General features: G+C 70.5%; 16 protein-coding genes and 2 tRNA genes. 12 read left to right on the top strand and 6 right to left on the bottom strand.

The window, feature by feature from the left end:
- Positions 1-19: 19 nt before the first annotated feature.
- A complete protein-coding gene (locus tag JQN72_RS04285; RefSeq protein WP_204133927.1) occupies positions 20-625 on the bottom strand; it encodes a hypothetical protein in 606 nt (201 codons plus the stop codon).
- A 102-nt stretch (positions 626-727) separates the two neighbouring features.
- On the opposite strand from JQN72_RS04285, the gene JQN72_RS04280 reads away from it, so the two are divergent.
- The 9 genes from JQN72_RS04280 (at position 728) to JQN72_RS04245 (ending at position 10,016) form a co-directional block, all read left to right on the top strand.
- Positions 728-2,443: an HSP90 family protein gene (locus JQN72_RS04280; RefSeq protein ID WP_204133926.1), complete on the top strand. Its 1,716-nt coding sequence runs from the start codon at positions 728-730 to the stop codon at positions 2,441-2,443.
- Positions 2,444-2,761: 318 nt separating this feature from the next.
- Positions 2,762-4,870, top strand: a complete 2,109-nt coding sequence (gene gyrB, locus JQN72_RS04275; RefSeq protein ID WP_204133925.1) for a DNA topoisomerase (ATP-hydrolyzing) subunit B — start codon at positions 2,762-2,764, stop codon at positions 4,868-4,870.
- A gap of 118 nt (positions 4,871-4,988) precedes the next feature.
- Complete coding sequence (gene gyrA / locus JQN72_RS04270) at positions 4,989-7,619, top strand: DNA gyrase subunit A (RefSeq protein WP_204133924.1); 2,631 nt, start codon at positions 4,989-4,991, stop codon at positions 7,617-7,619.
- Positions 7,620-7,692: 73 nt separating this feature from the next.
- On the top strand, positions 7,693-8,328 hold the full coding sequence (locus tag JQN72_RS04265; RefSeq protein ID WP_307812414.1) for a DUF3566 domain-containing protein: 636 nt from the start codon (positions 7,693-7,695) through the stop codon (positions 8,326-8,328).
- Positions 8,329-8,584: 256 nt separating this feature from the next.
- Positions 8,585-8,661, top strand: a tRNA-Ile gene (locus tag JQN72_RS04260).
- A 33-nt stretch (positions 8,662-8,694) separates the two neighbouring features.
- Positions 8,695-8,817: a DLW-39 family protein gene (locus JQN72_RS18230; RefSeq protein WP_239100092.1), complete on the top strand. Its 123-nt coding sequence runs from the start codon at positions 8,695-8,697 to the stop codon at positions 8,815-8,817.
- Between the two features lie 44 nt (positions 8,818-8,861).
- Positions 8,862-8,934: transfer RNA gene (locus JQN72_RS04255), tRNA-Ala, on the top strand.
- A 282-nt stretch (positions 8,935-9,216) separates the two neighbouring features.
- Positions 9,217-9,681 carry a type II toxin-antitoxin system Phd/YefM family antitoxin gene (locus JQN72_RS04250; protein WP_204133923.1) on the top strand — a complete coding sequence of 155 codons (465 nt, stop codon included), beginning with the start codon at positions 9,217-9,219 and terminating at the stop codon, positions 9,679-9,681.
- Entirely contained in the window at positions 9,681-10,016 is a 336-nt protein-coding gene (locus JQN72_RS04245; protein WP_204133922.1) for a hypothetical protein, read from the top strand. Before JQN72_RS04250 ends, JQN72_RS04245 begins: the two co-directional genes overlap by 1 nt.
- On the opposite strand, the gene JQN72_RS04240 is transcribed toward JQN72_RS04245, so the two are convergent.
- The gene (locus JQN72_RS04240; protein WP_204133921.1) at positions 9,950-10,501 is read right to left on the bottom strand and encodes an N-terminal phage integrase SAM-like domain-containing protein; all 552 of its coding nucleotides are present in this window, start codon (positions 10,499-10,501) and stop codon (positions 9,950-9,952) included. The two genes, JQN72_RS04245 and JQN72_RS04240, sit on opposite strands and share 67 nt — an antisense overlap.
- Positions 10,502-10,630: 129 nt before the next feature.
- Here JQN72_RS04240 and JQN72_RS04235 point away from each other — a divergent pair, with 129 nt between their 5' ends.
- Both JQN72_RS04235 and JQN72_RS04230 read left to right on the top strand, forming a co-directional pair.
- Positions 10,631-11,269: a restriction endonuclease gene (locus tag JQN72_RS04235; protein ID WP_204133920.1), complete on the top strand. Its 639-nt coding sequence runs from the start codon at positions 10,631-10,633 to the stop codon at positions 11,267-11,269.
- A 395-nt stretch (positions 11,270-11,664) separates the two neighbouring features.
- Positions 11,665-12,675 carry a Fic family protein gene (locus JQN72_RS04230; protein ID WP_204133919.1) on the top strand — a complete coding sequence of 337 codons (1,011 nt, stop codon included), beginning with the start codon at positions 11,665-11,667 and terminating at the stop codon, positions 12,673-12,675.
- A gap of 225 nt (positions 12,676-12,900) precedes the next feature.
- Here the strand turns inward: JQN72_RS04230 and JQN72_RS04225 are convergent, their stop codons facing one another.
- The 3 genes from JQN72_RS04225 to JQN72_RS04215 form a co-directional block, all read right to left on the bottom strand.
- The gene (locus JQN72_RS04225; RefSeq protein ID WP_204133918.1) at positions 12,901-13,053 is read right to left on the bottom strand and encodes a hypothetical protein; all 153 of its coding nucleotides are present in this window, start codon (positions 13,051-13,053) and stop codon (positions 12,901-12,903) included.
- Positions 13,050-13,349, bottom strand: a complete 300-nt coding sequence (locus JQN72_RS04220) for a helix-turn-helix domain-containing protein (protein ID WP_204133917.1) — start codon at positions 13,347-13,349, stop codon at positions 13,050-13,052. Before JQN72_RS04220 ends, JQN72_RS04225 begins: the two co-directional genes overlap by 4 nt.
- Positions 13,350-13,513: 164 nt before the next feature.
- On the bottom strand, positions 13,514-14,635 hold the full coding sequence (locus JQN72_RS04215; protein WP_204133916.1) for a hypothetical protein: 1,122 nt from the start codon (positions 14,633-14,635) through the stop codon (positions 13,514-13,516).
- 239 nt (positions 14,636-14,874) lie between these two features.
- On the opposite strand from JQN72_RS04215, the gene JQN72_RS04210 reads away from it, so the two are divergent.
- Positions 14,875-16,413, top strand: a complete 1,539-nt coding sequence (locus JQN72_RS04210; RefSeq protein WP_204133915.1) for a von Willebrand factor type A domain-containing protein — start codon at positions 14,875-14,877, stop codon at positions 16,411-16,413.
- Between the two features lie 64 nt (positions 16,414-16,477).
- Here JQN72_RS04210 and JQN72_RS19035 read toward each other — a convergent pair whose 3' ends face one another.
- Entirely contained in the window at positions 16,478-17,689 is a 1,212-nt protein-coding gene (locus tag JQN72_RS19035; protein WP_204133914.1) for a hypothetical protein, read from the bottom strand.
- Positions 17,690-17,818 lie beyond the last annotated feature (129 nt).

The following is a 17,818-nucleotide window of genomic DNA, read 5'->3' as shown; positions in this document are numbered from 1 at the left end:
CGCTACCGGTCCGGAGGGCTCAGGCGACGAGCCCACGCTCGACCTCGGCCAGCGCGGCGCGCGCGGTGGCGAGGTCGGCGCGGTCGCGGTCGAGCACGGCGTAGACGAACACGCCGGGGAACGCCTCCACCATCCGGGCCAGGTGGTAGCGGGTCCGCAGGGTCACGACGATGTCGGTGACCTTTTCCTCGCTCCCGAGGTCGTCCAGCGTCAGCTGCTGCGCGAGGACGACGTTCGAGGTCCCGGCGGCCGCCGCGTGGAGGTTGACGTCAGCAGGGTCGCCGGCCGTCGCGAGAGCACGGCCGGTGCTGCTGTCCACGACTGCCGCACCGAGGGCGCCGCGTACGGCGAGCACCTGGTCGAGCGAGGCGGCGTAGCCGTCGGTCGGAGTCCCGGAGGCCCATCCGCCGTTCGGGCCGATGGCGTCCCCCGAAGAGCCGACACCCGGGTCGGTCGTGCCCGACGCCGAGCGTGCTACGGCAGCCTCGTGACCGTTCGGGGCACCGTGGCCCTCCCGACCCTCCAGGGAGGTCCCGCGCGCACCGGACACGGGCGCGGAGGAGACCTCGGTCGGCTCGTCCGTCCCGGTCCCGGCCGTCAGTCCGGTCGTTCTCCAGTAGCCCATACCGGCGACAGTAGGGAGACCGACCGGGGACGGGGGCCGGACCCGCAGAAACGTCGGCCGAACGACCGAGCCACCCGACCGCATCCGAGGAAGGCCCCCGCCGTGACCCAGACCGCTGACCGCGTCGAGACCGACGACCCCGACGCCGCCGAGGACCGTGAGCAGTTCCACGTCGACCTCCGCGGGATCGTCGACATCCTCAGCCACCACCTCTACAGCAGCCCGAAGGTCTACCTGCGCGAGCTCCTGCAGAACGCCACCGACGCGCTCGAGGCGCGGGGCCGCGTCGAGGAGGGCTTCGAGGGCAAGGTGACGGTGACCTCCGCCGACGGCAAGAGCCCGCTCGTCGTGCGCGACGACGGCATCGGCCTCACCGCCGACGAGGTCCGCACCCTTCTCGCGACGGTCGGCGGGACGAGCAAGGGCGGTGACTTCGCCGGCGCGCGCCGCAAGCTGCTCGGACAGTTCGGGATCGGCCTGCTGTCCTGCTTCCTCGTCGCCGACGAGGTCGAGATGCGCTCCCGCTCGGCCAAGGAGCCGGACGCCGAGACGATCCACTGGGTCGGCCGCGCCGACGGCACGTTCAGCGTCACCGTCGCGGACGAGCCGCTGGACACCCCCGGTACCGAGGTGCGCGTCCACCCGCGCCACGGCGACCTGTCCTGGTGCTCCCCGGAGACCGCCCTCGAGCTCGCGACCGCGTTCGTCGAGCACCTCCCCGTGCACGTCGAGGTCGACGGCCGGCTCGTCTCGAAGGAGACCCCGCCGTGGGACCTGCCGATCGAGGAGCAGGTGCGCTGGTGCCGCGAGCGCCTCGGCTTCGAGCCGCTCGGCATCGTCCCGCTCGACTCGTCGACGTGCGACGTCCGCGGCGTCGGCTTCGTCCTGCCGTACACCGCGCTGCCGGGCCACCGCACCGGTGACCTGCTCTACTCGCGCGGGATGCTCGTCGCCGACAGCGACAGCCACATCCTCCCCGGCTGGGCGTTCTTCTGCCGCGCGGTGATCGACGGCGGCGACCTCTCGCTGACCGCGTCCCGTGAGGCCTTCCAGGAGACCGGCTCGCTCGACATGGTCCGGGACCGGCTCGGCCAGGCGCTGCTCAGCGAGCTCATCATGATCCAGGCGATGGAGCCGGGCGCGTACGTCCACGTCATGCGGCTGCACTCGCACGGGCTCAAGGCGCTCGCGGTCGACGACGAGAACATGCGCGACCTCCTGCGCTCGACCATCCCGTTCACGACGACGCTCGGGAACCGCACCCTGGACGAGCTGACGTCGTCCGGCGAGAAGGTCCCTTACGTCACCGACGCCGACGTCTACGCCGCCCTCGAGGACGTCGCCGTCCACGCCGGCACCCTCGTCCTCGACGCCGGCGGCGCACACGACGCGCGGCTGCTCGGTGTCGTCGACCCCGAGGGCAAGACCTTCCACGAGATCGGCCCGGGCGACGTCGTCGCCATCGCGCGGCCGAGCGAGCACGGCGACGAGCAGGCCGCGGCCCGCCTGGCCGGCCGCGCCTCCGACGCTCTCGCCGAGGCCGGTGTCGCCGTGGAGGTCAAGGACTTCGTGCCGGCCACCCGTCCCGCGCTCTGGCACCCGAGCGAGGGCGGCGCATCCGTGCTCGTCCTCAACGGCGCGCACCCCGCCGTCGGGCGCCTCCTCGCGGCTCCGGACGGGACCGACGTCGCCGACGCGGTGCGCGCGCTGCACGTCGTCGGGATGCTGCTCGGCCGCGCCCCCGTGGACGCCGAGCGCACCCAGGTGCTCGCCGACGCGGTGGCCGGTCTCATCGGGTGCTGCGTGCCGGACGCCTGACCCCCTCCGCCTCCTCCCCCGGGACCCCCGGGCCCGCACGGCGGTGCGGGCCCGGGGGTTCTTCCGTCGGATGGCTCGGGCGCCTCCCATGACGGCCCGTCAGGGCCGCTGAGGGCCCCGTTCGCGTGGAGGGGGCCGTCCCGGGGTGCGTACTGCCGGGAAAACCACCGCCACGGGCCTCCCAGGGCGTTGTCCCGTCCGACCCGACCGCTAGGATGGAGGGTGATCCCGCGCCCTCGGGTGGACTCCACCCGAGGGCGCGTGCCGTGAGCGTGGCCGACCACCCGTCGGCGGCGCCGTGCCCGTTGAAGGAGACCCGTGGCGGACCAGCCCGACCAGACCCCCGACGCCCCCGGCACCGACCCCACGGTCCCGCCGGAGCAGGCTCCGGTCCTCCCCGACGGTCCCGCCTACGACGCGGCCGCGATCACCGTCCTCGAGGGGCTCGAGGCGGTCCGCAAGCGCCCCGGCATGTACATCGGCTCCACGGGTGAGCGGGGGCTGCACCACCTCGTCTGGGAGATCGTCGACAACGCCGTCGACGAGGCCCTGGCCGGGTACGCCGACACGATCGACGTCACGCTCATGGCCGACGGCGCCGTCCGGGTCCGCGACAACGGCCGCGGCATCCCCACCGACATCCACCCCACCGAGGGGGTGAGCGCCGTCGAGCTCGTCCTCACCCAGCTGCACGCCGGCGGCAAGTTCGGCGGCGGCGGGTACAAGGTCTCCGGCGGTCTGCACGGCGTCGGCTCCTCGGTCGTCAACGCGCTGTCCACGCGCCTCGACGTCTGCGTCCGGCAGAAGGGCCACGCCCACCGGATGTCCTTCGACCGCGGCGTGCCCACCGGCCCGCTGCGCCGGGAGGAGGAGACCGACCGCACCGGGTCGACCATCACGTTCTGGGCCAGCCCGGAGATCTTCGAGACGACGACCTACGACTACGAGACGCTGCGCTCGCGGTTCCAGCAGACGGCGTTCCTCAACAAGGGCCTGACGATCCGCCTCACCGACGAGCGGGTCCAGGCCGACGACGAGCCGGACCTCGACGGCGTCGACGCCGACGTCGCACAGGTCGAGGACGCCGAGGACGCCGAGTCCACCGGCGAGACCCGCACGACCACCGCCCGCTCGGTCACGTACCGCTACGACGGCGGCCTCGTCGACTACGTGCACCACCTCGTCGGCAGCAAGAAGACCGACCCGGTGCACGACGAGGTCATCTCGATCGAGGTCGAGGACGAGGAGCGCGCGCTCTCGCTCGAGCTCGCGATGCAGTGGACCACCGCGTACAGCGAGTCGGTGCACAGCTACGCGAACACGGTCAACACCCACGAGGGCGGCACCCACGAGGAGGGCTTCCGCGCGGCGCTCACCAAGCTCGTCAACGACTTCGCCCGGCGCCAGAACCTCCTCAAGGACAAGGACGAGAACCTCACCGGCGAGGACGTCCGCGAGGGCCTGACGGCCGTCATCTCGGTCAAGCTCGGCGAGCCGCAGTTCGAGGGCCAGACGAAGACCAAGCTCGGCAACTCCGAGGTCAAGGGGTTCGTCCAGCGGGCGATGACCGACGAGTTCGGCGACTGGCTCGAGCGGCACCCGAGCGAGGGCAAGGACATCGTCCGCAAGGCCGTGCAGGCGGCGACGGCCCGGATGGCGGCCCGCAAGGCGCGCGAGGCCACCCGCAAGCGGGTCCTGGAGTCCGGCGGGCTGCCCGGCAAGCTGCGCGACTGCCAGGCCAAGGACCCGGCGGTCTCGGAGGTCTTCATCGTCGAGGGCGACTCGGCCGGCGGCTCGGCGGTGCGCGGGCGCAACCCGTACACCCAGGCGATCCTCCCGATCCGCGGCAAGATCCTCAACGTCGAGAAGGCCCGGCTCGACAAGATCCTCGCCAACACCGAGGTCCAGGCGCTCATCTCGGCGTTCGGCACCGGCATCGGCGAGGACTTCGACATCGAGAAGGCGCGCTACCACAAGATCGTGCTGATGGCGGATGCCGACGTCGACGGCATGCACATCCGCACGCTGCTGCTCACCCTGCTCTTCCGGTTCATGAAGCCAATGATCGAGGCCGGCTACGTCTACCTCGCGCAGCCGCCGCTGTACCGCCTCAAGTGGAGCAACGCGACGCACGAGTTCGCCTTCACCGACCGCGAGCGCGACGCCCTCGTGGCCGAGGGCCAGGGCAAGGGCCGCCGGCTGCCGAAGGACAACCCGATCCAGCGGTACAAGGGTCTCGGCGAGATGGACTACCAGGAGCTCTGGGAGACGACGATGGACCCCGACCAGCGGGTGCTCCTCCAGGTCACCCTCGACGACGCCGCCGCGGCCGACGAGATCTTCTCGGTGCTCATGGGCGAGGACGTCGAGTCGCGGCGCTCGTTCATCCAGCGCAACGCCCGCGACGTCCGCTTCCTCGACATCTGATGCCTCCTCTTTTTCGCCTGGTGCCGGAACGTTCGGTCACGCACCCCGAACTTCGGGGTGTCCGACCGGAGGTTCCCGCCCGAAGCCGCCTCTTCACTGATCGCCAGCAAGGACACCGATGACTGACCAGCCCGTCGAGACCGACCGCACGGAGCCGATCGACCTCAACGCCGAGATGCAGCGCTCGTACATCGAGTACGCGATGTCGGTCATCGTCTCCCGGGCGCTGCCCGACGTCCGCGACGGCCTCAAGCCGGTGCACCGCCGCGTGCTCTACGCGATGTACGACGGCGGCTACCGCCCGGACCGTGGCTTCAACAAGTGCAGCCGCGTCGTCGGCGACGTCATGGGCCAGTACCACCCGCACGGCGACACGGCCATCTACGACGCCCTCGTCCGCCTCGTCCAGGACTGGTCGCTGCGCTACCCGCTCGTCCAGGGCCAGGGCAACTTCGGCTCCCCGGGTGACGACCCGGCCGCCGCCCCGCGGTACACCGAGTGCCGGATGGCGCCGCTGTCGATGGAGATGGTGCGCGACATCGACGAGGAGACCGTCGACTTCGCGCCCAACTACGACGGCAAGACGCTCGAGCCGACCGTCCTGCCGAGCCGCTTCCCCAACCTGCTCGTCAACGGCAGCGCGGGCATCGCGGTCGGGATGGCCACCCAGATCCCGCCGCACAACCTCGGCGAGGTCGCCGCGGCCGCCGAGTGGGTGCTGCGCCACCCGGACGCCTCCCGCGAGGAGACGCTCGAGGCCGTCATGCGGGAGATCAAGGGCCCGGACTTCCCCACCGGCGCGCTCATCATGGGCCACCAGGGCATCGAGGACGCCTACCGCACCGGCCGCGGCTCGGTCATCATGCGCTCGGTCGTCGAGGTCGAGGAGATCCAGGGCCGGCAGTGCCTCGTCGTCACCGAGCTGCCGTACCAGGTGAACCCGGACAGCCTGGCGCAGAAGATCGCCGAGCACGTCAAGGACGGCCGGCTCGCGGGCATCGCCGACATCCGCGACGAGACCTCGGGGCGCACGGGGCAGCGGCTCGTCATCGTCCTCAAGCGGGACGCGGTGGCGAAGGTCGTCCTCAACAACCTGTTCAAGCACACCCAGCTGCAGACGACGTTCGGCGCGAACATGCTCGCGCTCGTCGACGGCGTGCCGCGCACCCTCCCGATCGACGCCTTCGTGCGGCACTGGGTCGACCACCAGGTCGAGGTCATCCGCCGGCGCACCGAGTACCGGCTGCGCAAGGCCGAGGAGGAGATCCACATTCTCCGCGGCTACCTCAAGGCGCTCGACATGCTGGACGACGTCATCGCGCTGATCCGCCGCAGCCCGACGGTCGAGGAGGCCCGCACCGGCCTCATCGAGCTGCTCGGGATCGACGAGATCCAGGCGACGGCCATCCTCAACCTCCAGCTGCGCCGGCTCGCGGCCCTTGAGCGGCAGAAGATCATCGACCAGCACGACGAGCTGCAGACGCAGATCGAGGACTACCAGGACATCCTCGCCAAGCCGGGGCGGCAGCGGGACATCGTGTCGGAGGAGCTCGGCGCGATCGTCGGCAAGTACGGCGACGAGCGGCGGACGACGATCATGCCCGGGGACGGCGACATGTCGATGGAGGACCTGATCCCCGAGGAGGACGTCGTCGTGACGATCACCCGGGGCGGGTACGCCAAGCGCACCCGGGTCGACGCCTACCGCGCGCAGAAGCCGGGCGGCAAGGGCGTGCGCGGGGCGCAGCTGCGCGGCGAGGACATGGTCGAGCACTTCATGGCCACCACGTCGCACCACTGGCTGCTCTTCTTCACGAACCTCGGCCGGGTCTACCGGGCCAAGGCGTACGAGCTGCCGGATGCCGGCCGCGACTCCAAGGGCCAGCACGTCGCGAACCTCCTCGCGTTCCAGCCGGGTGAGGAGATCGCCCAGGTGCTCGCCATCCGGTCCTACGAGGACGCGTCGTACCTCGTCCTCGCGACCCGCGGAGGGCTCGTCAAGAAGACCCGGCTCACCGAGTACGACAGCCCCCGCACGGGCGGGCTCATCGCGGTCAACCTGCGCGAGGGCGACGAGCTCGTCGGCGTCGGGCTGGTCTCCGCGGACGACGACCTCCTCCTCGTCTCGCGCAAGGGGCAGTCGGTGCGCTTCCACGCCGACGACGCCCAGCTGCGGCCGATGGGGCGGGGCACGAGCGGCGTCACGGGGATGAAGTTCCGCGGGGACGACACGCTGCTGTCGATGTCGGTCATCGCCGAGGGCACCGAGCCGGACGTCTTCGTCGTCTTCGAGAACGGGATGGCCAAGCGCACCTCGGCCACCGAATGGAACGCCAAGGGGCGCGCCACGCTGGGTGTCGCGGTCGCGAAGATCACCGAGCGCAACGGCGACCTCGCCGGGGCCCTGACGACCGTCGGCGGTGACGAGCTGCTCGTCGTGTTCGAGAAGGGCAACATCGTCCGGGCGACGACCGACGGCATCGCGCCGAAGGGCCGCAACACCCAGGGCGTCATCCTCGTCAAGCCGGGCAACGGTGACCGCGTGGTCGCCGTGGCACGCAACCCCGAGAAGGTCGCCGAGGAGGCCGCGGTCGAGGCCGGGCTGGAGTCCGCCGAGGAGGCCGCGGCGGTCACGGCCGAGGCCACGGAGGCCGTCGTCGACGGCGACGTGACCGGTGCGGCCGGCGCTCCGAGTGGCTCGGACGCGGCCGACGAGGTCGGCGGTTCGGACCTTCCTGAGCGTCCGTAGGGTGGCGGACTCGCAGTCGTCGAGCCGGATGCCGTACCGTCGGACAGCGACGCATGATCCCAGGAGGTACTGAGTGAGCACCGCAGACCACGCGGGGCGCCCGGTGCGCTCCTCGTCTCCGCGTCGGCCGTCGGCCGGGCAGAGCGACGGCGCGTCCGGTTCCCACGGCAACTCCTCGCTGCGCCGTGTCGGTCAGCAGACGTCCGACGGCCGCACCGCTCCCCTCCCCACGCGTACCGAGCGTCCGCAGCCACCGGCCACTCGTCCCACCGGCCGGGGGTCGGCGGAGGTCCGCCAGGCGTCGGTTCGCCCGTCCGGTGCCACGGGCGGGGCTCGTGGGCCGATGGGGCGCCGGGCCCGGCTGACCGTCTCGCGCATCGACCCGTGGTCGGCGATGAAGGTGTCGTTCCTCCTGTCGGTGGCGCTCGGCATCGCGCTCGTCGTCGCCACGGTGGTCTGCTGGACGGTCCTCGACGCGATGGGCGTCTTCGACCAGGTGAACGGTGTCATCGGTCAGGTCATCCAGGACGGCAGCCAGAGCTTCGACATCCTCGACTTCGTCGGCTTCTCGCGGGTCGTGTCGCTGTCGATCGTCGTCGGGGTCGTCGACGTCATCCTCTTCACCGCGATCGCGACGCTGGCGGCGTTCCTCTACAACGTCTCCGCGGCCCTGGTCGGCGGCCTCCAGCTGACCCTCACGGACGACTGATCGAGCCGGCGCCGTCCGGGCCTGCACCGGCTGTGCTGCGGGCTGGTTGCCCGATGGTCCGTGCGGTGCGCTGGTGGCTCCTTTGATGGCGCCGGATGTGGGGTGATCACCCCAGTTCCGATGCCATCACCCCCACCTTCAGGGGGTGCATCTCGCCGCGCTCGTCGCGTCCCGCTCGTTTTGGGGCGGGGCCTCGGGGTGGGGTAACCTCGTCAACCGCGCCTCCCTCGTCGGGGGCGCTACGCCGGTCGGCGACGGGCCTATAGCTCAGACGGTTAGAGCGCTTCCCTGATAAGGAAGAGGTCACAGGTTCAAGTCCTGTTAGGCCCACCATCCGACCTCCCCCGGCCACAGGTGGTGTACTCCGTGAAGAAGCTCCTCGTTCTCCTCGCGTCGGCCGCCGGCGCGTTCGCGATCACGAAGCAGATCAAGGACAAGCAGGCCGAGAACCGGCTCTGGGCCGAGGCCACCGACACCCCCCAGAGCTGAACCCTCGTCCGGCCGGGCTTCCTCCGGGGGCCGCCGGACACCCAGGGGCCATGGCGCAATTGGTAGCGCACCTGCTTTGCAAGCAGGGGGTTAGGGGTTCGAGTCCCCTTGGCTCCACTCGAGTGAACACGGATGGGACCGGCGACAGCCGGTCCCATCCGTGTTCACGGCCCAAGCGACTCGAACGCTCAGGTTCCGGATCCCCGCGGTGAGCGCCAGCGAGCCGTGGCGCGTCCCCTTGGCTCCACCACAGGTCAGAGGACCTTTCCGTTCGACGGGAAGGGCCTCTTTCGCGTCCGTACCCCAGTGAAGTACTGCAGCGCTTCGCCAAGGTCGGGGTGGCAAGCGGTTCGACGGTGCGACTTGACAGTTCTGAACATATTCAGAACAATGGTCCGCATGAGCCTGACCATGTCCCGTGTCGTCCAGTCCTCGGCGTTGTCCCGCAACTCGGCCGAGGTCTTCCAGGCTGCGGATCAGGGGGCTGTTGAGATCACACGGCGTGATGGAGAGACGCTTGTCCTCACGCGAAAGAGTGAGGTTGAGCGACAGAGCACCGTGCTTCGCATGGCGGCTGACTTGATCGCGGCTTCCCTTGGGCCTGAGTCTCAACCATTCGTGGATCGGCTGCAGGATCGGTTCCCATGGATGCGCTTCCTCAGCGAATCCGAGCGAGAGACCTTCGCCATGGAGATCGTCCAGAGCGCTCGAGGCTGTGCTGCTGTTCAGGACTTCGGACCGTTTCTAGTCGACCTTCATGAGTGGTTCAACACCGCACAGGCCAAGGCTGCCGGATTCACTCCCGACGACGAGCTGGATTGGTACGATGACCTGCCCGAGGCCACCGACCCGCGTCAGGCCTGATGGCGAAGCGCCACGAGGTTCCCAGGCCGATCAAGAAGGCTGAGTACACGATCGTCTTCGGTACGCGTCAAGCCGAGAAGGGCTGGACGGATCTCAAGGCGACCCAGCGCAACGCGCTCGTGGATGCTTGGGACTTCTTGACCAAGCGCCCCAAAGAGCGGCAGCCCAAGAACCATCCCCTGAAGGGAGACCTGGCGCAGGTGACCCACCAGGGCGGTACACACGAGCGCTGGCAGCACGAGCTCAGTAACGGAGCTCGCATCTGGTTCTACGTCAACGGCCAGACAGTGGTGCTTGTCGACTGCCACACCAACCATCCGAACGAAACGAAGTAGCTGCGGGTATCCGCGATCACACCTGGCCGAGCTGACTTCCCAGCTGACTCAGCGTCATCCGCGTGCGGCACGGCACGCACCGCGTCCTTGCCCTGGGCGCAGCACGGGCACCGTGTCCGGAGCGCGTTCACCCAGACCTGGACGTCGCGGACCATGAGCTTGTCGAGTGGGCGGTTGCCGAGGTCGGGGACGATGTAGAGGCGGGCGAACATCTCGTAGTTCGCCGCGGTCGCCGGCGGCAGGTTGGGCTTGACCGTCTCGCGCAGCCACCGCCGGAGGAAGTCCCACAGGCGCGGGGAGACCGGCGCCACCGGTCCCCGCCGCGCCTGCTGGTGGAGGCGGAGCCACTTGGCGTGGACCTCCTCGCGGGTCTTCCCGTACACCGACTTGCGCTGCCGGCGCCTGGTCGGGGTGACGATCCACACGTGCGCGGACCAGCCGTTGCGGTGCGGGTAGATCGACCCCCCGTTCGGCCGCCGGCTCACGGCCAGTCGTCCTCCACCTCGAATGGCCAGTCGGCCTCGGCGGCCCGCCGCTCGATGTACTCGTCGACCCACGCGGGGCAAGGTGCGCCGCGACCCGCCGTCCTTGCTGAGCTCTGGCAGATTGGCTGCATGAGCAGCTTGGCCGAACGGGTCTTGGCGGCGATCCGGTTCGAACCACTGGACGACGACGTCCTCGCTCGTCGTCTGGACGTGCCCCATCGGCAGTCGGTGAACCAGGTGGCGCGCCGCTTGGAGGCCCAAGGTCGCCTCCGGCGTCTCCCCGGTCCGAATGGGAAGATCGTCAACGCACTCTTCGATGGCGCCGCCGACGATCTCAGCGTCGTATCACCATCACCGGCACGCCCCGCAGCAGCGAGCGCCACCCGCATCGTTGAAGACGAGGTCAAGGAAGCGGTTCGGGCCTATCTCGTCGATCGCGGCTTCCAAGTCACTGTCGCCTGGGGACGCACCCGCGGCATCGACATCGATGCCCGACACGCAGATGGCCGACGCTACGTCATCGAGGCCAAGGGCGAAGTCGGTCAGAGCGGACCTCAGCAGGTCAACTACTTCCTCGGCGCCCTCGGCGAACTAGTGCAGCGAATGAACGACCCTCACGCCCGGTACGGCATAGCGCTCCCTCGGAACCGTCAATACGGGGGGCTCATCGACCGGCTGCCTAGGCTGGCGAAGGACCGCTTGAGGCTGGACGTGTTCTGGGTTGCCCGCGACGACGGACACCTCAAGGTTGAGGTTGCAGATCCCTAGTGCCGTCAGACGGCGCCATCGCTGTGCGGCGGCTCTTGGCTGCGACTCGCGAGGGGCGCGCCATACCCTTGAGCCGTGGCCACGGACGAGGAGACAGTCAGAGCGATCAACACGGCTTCGGTCGCCTCGGAGGACCTCGTCAGCAAGGTTGCCTGGACGCGGTTGTGCAAGGTGCCGGGGACGCAACTATGCAGCGGTCGACGAGGAGGCGTGGCAGCAGTTGTGCTCTCGTCGCGGATACCTGCTAGCGCCCAGCAGTTTGTCCGTCGGCGGGTAGGGCCGTACCCGGATGGATGTGCTGCTCGTTGATCAGATCAATTGGGTCCCGCCTAGGGTGATCAACTAAGTTGATAAGATCCAGCATCTAGTCGACCAGCGCATCAAACGGAGGCGGCATGGCTCGCGGACGGCCATCGCGGGCGACCGTCTACACCCGGCTCGAGGCAGCCCTCGCAGAGTTGCGCGACCGTCTGGGCGGCCTTCCGTCACCGAAGGAGTCAGAGGCAATCTGGTCGGACATCTGGCATCTGGAGGCGCACCACTCAACAGCGCTCGAGGGCAACACACTTGTCCTGCGGGAGGTCGAGCTCCTGCTCGAGCGAGGGAGGGCAGTCGGTGCCAAGCCCCTCAAGGAGTACATGGAGGTCAAGGGGTACGGGGATGCGGCGCAGTGGGTGTACGCACAGGCTCTCGAACCCGGTGACTGGCACGACGGGGGTCTTGTCTCCGTCCACGAGCTGCGGCACATCCACAAGCTCGCCATGGACCCGATCTGGCAAGTCGCTCCCCATCCCGACGCCACCGACCACGAAGGCCCGGGCAACTTCCGCCAGCACGACATCCATCCGTTCGGCGGAGGGATGACCCCTCCCGCCTGGCCGCTGGTCGATGCCCAGGTGCAGGGTTGGGTTCAGGCCGTCAACGACAGGGAAGGCGGGCTCCTCGCCGAGTCGGAGACGCCTGTCCCGGAGCGACTTGCCCGGATCCACGAGCAGTTCGAGCGGATCCACCCCTTCATCGATGGCAACGGCCGAACCGGCCGCCTGGTCCTCAACCTCATCCTCGTGCGCTTGGGATACCCCCCGGTCGTGGTGTTGAAGAAGCAGCGGACCACGTATCTGACGGCCCTGCAGAAGGCCGACGTGGGCGACGTCGGGCCGCTTGGCGAGCTCCTCGCTCGGGCCATGTACGACAACCTCAACCGGTTCATCGTTCCGAACGTTGCCGGCCCGGCCCGGATCGTCCCACTGGCAGCCCTGGCCAACGAGGAGTTCAGCATCGCTGCCCTCCGACAGGCGGCGCAGCGTGGGCGTCTCGATGCCGTCCAAGGTTCCGATGGTGTCTGGCGCAGTTCCCGCAAGGCCGTCGACCAGTACAAGCGGATCAAGGGGACGCGGAGGGGCTGAGCGCACCTCGGATCCGCAGTCCGAGAACTACGTGCGATTCCACCGTTCCGGTAGCTGGATGTCGTGTGGCTTGAGAAGCTCCGCCGGTGGCCATCGAGTACCGACGGATGCACCGCTCGGCGCTCGAGGCCGCCCAGGAACGCCTTCTTGCAGAGGTCGACGGGTGACCGAACCGGCGCGTTGATCCGGCCCGAACCAGGCGCTCCTCGGTGCTCCCGCCTTCGATCAGCTGCGGCGGTCCATGTCGTCCCGCAGCCCCTCGAAGGCCCCCTCGAAGCGCGTCATCTCCGAATCCGGAATGCCGTTGGACGCAGCCACCTCGCGCCAGGCCCGGGTCGCCTCGGAGACCTCACCGGCAACCTCCAGTTCCTCGGTCATCGACGTACTCGCTCCGGGAGCGCCTGGTCAGCGCGCGCACGCCCGAGCTCGGTCTCGTACGGATCCAGCGCGGTGACGACGGAGTCGAGCCGCCCCAGCGCGCGCAGGACGTTCAGGAACGTCTCGAGGCTCACGGTCGGGTCGCCCGACTCGACCTTACGCAGCGTGGGGCGCGAGATGCCGGCACGCTGGCACACCTGCTCGGCGGTGAGCTCGTGCAGCTTGCGCCAGGTGAGGACGTGCTCGCCGATCTGGGCGGCGGCACGCCGGGTCTTGGCGGGGGTGGGGCGCCGCATGGAACTCCTCAATGGCAATTATCGCTTCCACTATAGCGCTTAATGGCATAAATACTTTCCATTACAAGCCTGATGAGAGCTGAGCCGGCGGCTCGCCCGCCCCTCGCCCCACGAGGCAGCAGCCGGCCGGCCCCTCCGACGCCGACGGATGCGGACGTGGAACCTCAGTACCAGTGGGGGGAGCGGGAGTTGAAGGCCTTGAGCGCCGTGCACGGCGAGCCGTAGACCTGGTCGATGTACCCCAGCCCCCACGCGATCTGCGTCGCCGGGTTGGTGAGCCAGTCGCTGCCGGCGCTCGCCATCTTCCAGCCGGGTAGGGCCTGCGGGATGCCGTACGCCCCGGACGACCGGTTCGTCGCGCTCCAGCTCCATCCGGACTCGAAGTGCCACAGCGTGACGAGGCAGGCGAACTCGTCGTCGTCCCAGCCGAACGCCGGCATCGCGTCACGCGCGATGCGTTGGGCGGCCGCGGGCCCGGCGCCCGAGGCGTCCCCCGCCTGCACCCCGACGAGCGCGCTACCCAACCCGGCCGCAGCCTCCCGCTGGCGCGCCAGGTCGGCCGCGCCCTTCTCGAGCTCGGCCAGTCGGGTGGCCAGGCGCTCCTGTTCCTCCCCGAGCCTCGCGGCTTCGGCGCTCGCCTCCTCGGCCTCCTCCTCGGTGGACGCGCGGGTGGTCGCCGCCCGACCGGCAGCCGACTCCCGGGCGTCCCGAGCCCGGGACAGCTCCTCCGCCCGGACGGTGGCCTGCCACTCGGCAGCCGTCGCACGGTCGAGCTGCCGCTGGGCGCGGCGCGCGTTGCCGTCGAGGACGAACGCGAGGTCCGACATCGTGTTGGGCGGTGAGAGCAGCAGCGTCGTGAGGTCCTGGAGGCCTCCACCCTGCATGTAGAGCTGCGCCGCCTCGCCGGCCAGCGCCTCGGTCGCCGACGCGTGCGCGGCCTGCGCGGCCGACAGCTCATCCTGGGCCCGCTGCTCTGCCTCCTCGGCTGCGGTCAGGCGGCGCTCCGCGAGCTCGTGCGCTGCGACGGCCTCACTCACCTGCAGCTGAATCGCTTCGAGCCGTTCCTCGGCCTTCTCCAGCTTCGCCGTGATCGCGGCGACCTCCTCGGCCGCCTCTGCCGCGGCCTCGTCCGCCTTCTCGACGTCCTCGTCGCTCGGCGGGCCGGCATCGGACGACGGAGCCGGCGGTGGCTCGGCGCTCCATGCGGGCACGCACACGACTGCGGGGAGCGTCACCGCGGCTACCGCGGCGACGACCCACGACCCGAGCCGGCGCGACCGTCGCACCCCAGCATCATCCGTCCGCCGTTGCCTCCCTGTCACCCGGACGGGCGGATCCGCCCCGCCGAGGCGACCAGCGATCCCGGGTTGGTCACGGCGCGGCCACGGGACGGACACGAACGCGACTCGTCGGACACGAACCGACATCGGTCCGGTCACGTCCCGATAACCGTTGCGCCGGAGCGGATCCGAGAGCCCTAGCGTCCGGTCACAGCGAGACACCGACGTCGACCCGGAGGGGCATCATGGGGACCACACACCGCAGGACCAGCACACTGACCGGCGCCGCGCTCGTGATCGCGCTCGCCGCCACCGGATGCGCGAGTGGCTCGACGAGCGACGAGACATCCGCGCGGGACCGCGCGGCAGGCCCCATCCAGCCGGGCCCGAACCGCGGCGCCGAACCGCCCTCGACGCAGCTCGACGAGAACCCGCCGCGTGACCTCCGGGACCGCGAGCGTCCCCTCGACGAGTCGATGACCGACGCCGCCGCCGACCCGCTGTCCACGTTCGCCCTCGACATCGACACCGGTTCCTACACCCGCTTCCGCGACGCCGTCTCCCGCGGGTACACGCCGCCGGCGGACGAGGTCCGCACCGAGGAGTTCGTCAACTACTTCGAGCAGGACTACGACGCGCCGAGCGACGGCCTCGACGTGCACATCGATGCCGCCACCCTCCCGTTCCAGCCGCGCCACCGCATCGTCCGTGTCGGCATCCGCGCCGCCGACCCCGACCACGAGAACCGGAGCGGGGTCGACCTCTCCCTCGTCGTCGACTGCTCCGGCTCGATGCGGGAGGCCGGCAAGATGGAGACGACGAAGACCGCGCTGCGCGCACTCGTTTCCTCCCTCGACCGCGACGACCGCGTCGCCATGGTCTGCTACTCCACCGAGGCCCGGCTGGCGCTCGAGCCGACCCGCGTGGCCGATGCCGGCCGCATCTTCGAGGCCGTCGACAGCCTGCGCCCCATGGACTCCACGAACGCGGCCGCCGGCCTCGCTCTCGGGTACGACCTCGCCGCCGACATGGCCTCCGAGGAACGGATGACCCGTGTCGTCCTCGTCAGTGACGGCGTCGCCAACGTCGGTGAGACGACGTCCGGCGGCATCCTCGAGCGGATCAGCACCGAGGCGCGTGCCGGCATCAACCTCGTGTCCGTCGGCGTCGGCATCGCCGACTACGACGACGAGCTCCTCGAGCAGCTGGCCGACAACGGCGACGGATGGCACGTCTACGTCGACACCGCCGACGAGGCCGAGCGCGTCTTCGCCCACGACCTCACCGCGACCCTCGCCGTCACCGCCCGGGATGCCAAGGCGCAGGTGGAGTTCGACCCCGAGCAGGTGGCCGGCTACCGCCTCATCGGCTACGAGAACCGTGCCGTCGCGGACCGCGACTTCCGCAACGACGCCGTGGACGGCGGTGAGGTGCTGGCGGGACACGCGACGACCGCCCTCTACGACGTCGAGCTGCGCGACGGCGGCGGACGGGACGCCTTCGTCACCGCCACCGTCCGGTACCTCGACGACTCCGGCCGCCCCGTCGAGCGTTTCCGGTGGCTCACCATCGGCGACTGCCCGAGCGACCTCGCCGAGGCGTCGCCACGGCTGCGGCAGGACCTCGTCGTCGCGATGCTCACCGACCACCTCACCGGCGGCCCCTGGTCCCGCTGGGCAGGCCCGGAGGTGCTGCGCCGCGAGGCGTCCGTCCTCCCGGAGATCCTCGACGGGGACCGGGACGTCGCCGAGCTCGTCGGCCTCGTCGACCGCGTCACCGCCTAGGCCCCCACACACGACGCCGGCCACCCCGCGGAGGGACGGCCGGCGTCGGCATGGATGGCGGAGGTCAGCCCTTCGGGGACCCGGCCTTCTTGTAGCCCGCGGACTCGGCGTCCTCGGCGGACCTGAACCAGAACTCGGCGACAGTGGACTCGTACCAGCGGCTGCCCGGCTCGTGGTAGAGCCCGGAGCCGGCGTTGCCCTTGACGGAGAAGCCCTCCGGGGCCGTGCCGTCCTCCTGCGGGGCAGCGGCCTTCTCCGGCAGCGTGACCGCACCTGCGGGGGTCTCGGCGGCCTCCTCCGTGGCGTGCTCCGCGAGCGTCAGCGGCTCCTCGCCGGCCTCGCCCGTCCCGGCGTCGAGGTTCGGCGTCGAGAGGTCGGTGCCCTCGGAGGTCCCCGTGGTGGACGGCACGTCGGACGAGCCGGCACCGGCGTCGCTCCACGTGGCCGACCCCTTGTCGGTCTCCAGGCCGGCGGCACCCTTGGCCTCCTCGACCTTCGTGGCCGCCGCGTCCTTGAGCTCGGCAGCCTTGGCGGTCGCGGCGTCCTTGGCCTCGCCCGCTCTCTCCTTCGCGGCGCCGACGGTGGAGCTGAGCTTCGCCGACGCGGACTGCGGCGGCGTGTACGTGCCCGCGCTGGCCCACGGGTCCGGACGTTCGGTGCTCTTGCGGTACGCGACGACGGCCGCACCGGCGGCGACCGCCCCGAGGAGCAGCCACTTGCCCTTGCCGCCCTTCTTCGACGGCTTGGCGGTGGCGTCCCCCTTGAGGACGGCGTAGGCGTCCGGCGCGCGCTCGGCGGCCTCCTGGGCCTGCTCCTTCGCGGTCGCGGCGCCGGCCAGGATGGTGGCGACCGCGGCGGCGATCTTCGGTACGACGTCCTCGACGAACGTGTCCCGGGCATGCTCGACCTTCGGGCCGAGCGTGTCCGCGGCCTCGTGCGCCTTCTCGCGCGTCACATCGGCGTAGGCGGAAGCCTTGATCCGCGCGGTGTCGGCGGCGTCGCGAGCGCTGCCGGCGTACTCGTGAGCCCGCCCGCGGGCGGCCTCGTACTGGTCGGCGGCGTCCCGCTGCGCCTGCTCGGTGCGCTTGCGGAGCTCCTTCGCCTCGGCCTTGGTGGTCTTCCGGAGGTGCTTGGCCTCCGCCTTCCCCTTCTTGCGCAGGTCCTTCGCCTGGTGCGACGCACGGTCGGCGGCGTCCCCGGCGGCCGAACCCACCGACGCCGCGGCGTCGCTCACGGCGTCCCTGGCCTGGTCGGTCCTGCTCTTCTTGCGGAACACATGTCCTCCTTGGCTGGACGTCTTTCCCCCATCCTGCCCTGTTTCGCCTGCTCGGGGTACATCAGGTCCTCCTCGATGGCGGGTCGCGGACGTCCCCCGGGGCGGCGCCGGGCCCGCGTGAGAGGATCG

The organism is Phycicoccus sp. CSK15P-2 (assembly GCF_016888005.1).
Classification (GTDB): Bacteria; Actinomycetota; Actinomycetes; order Actinomycetales; family Dermatophilaceae; genus Phycicoccus.
This window is presented reverse-complemented; position numbering and strand designations above follow the sequence as displayed.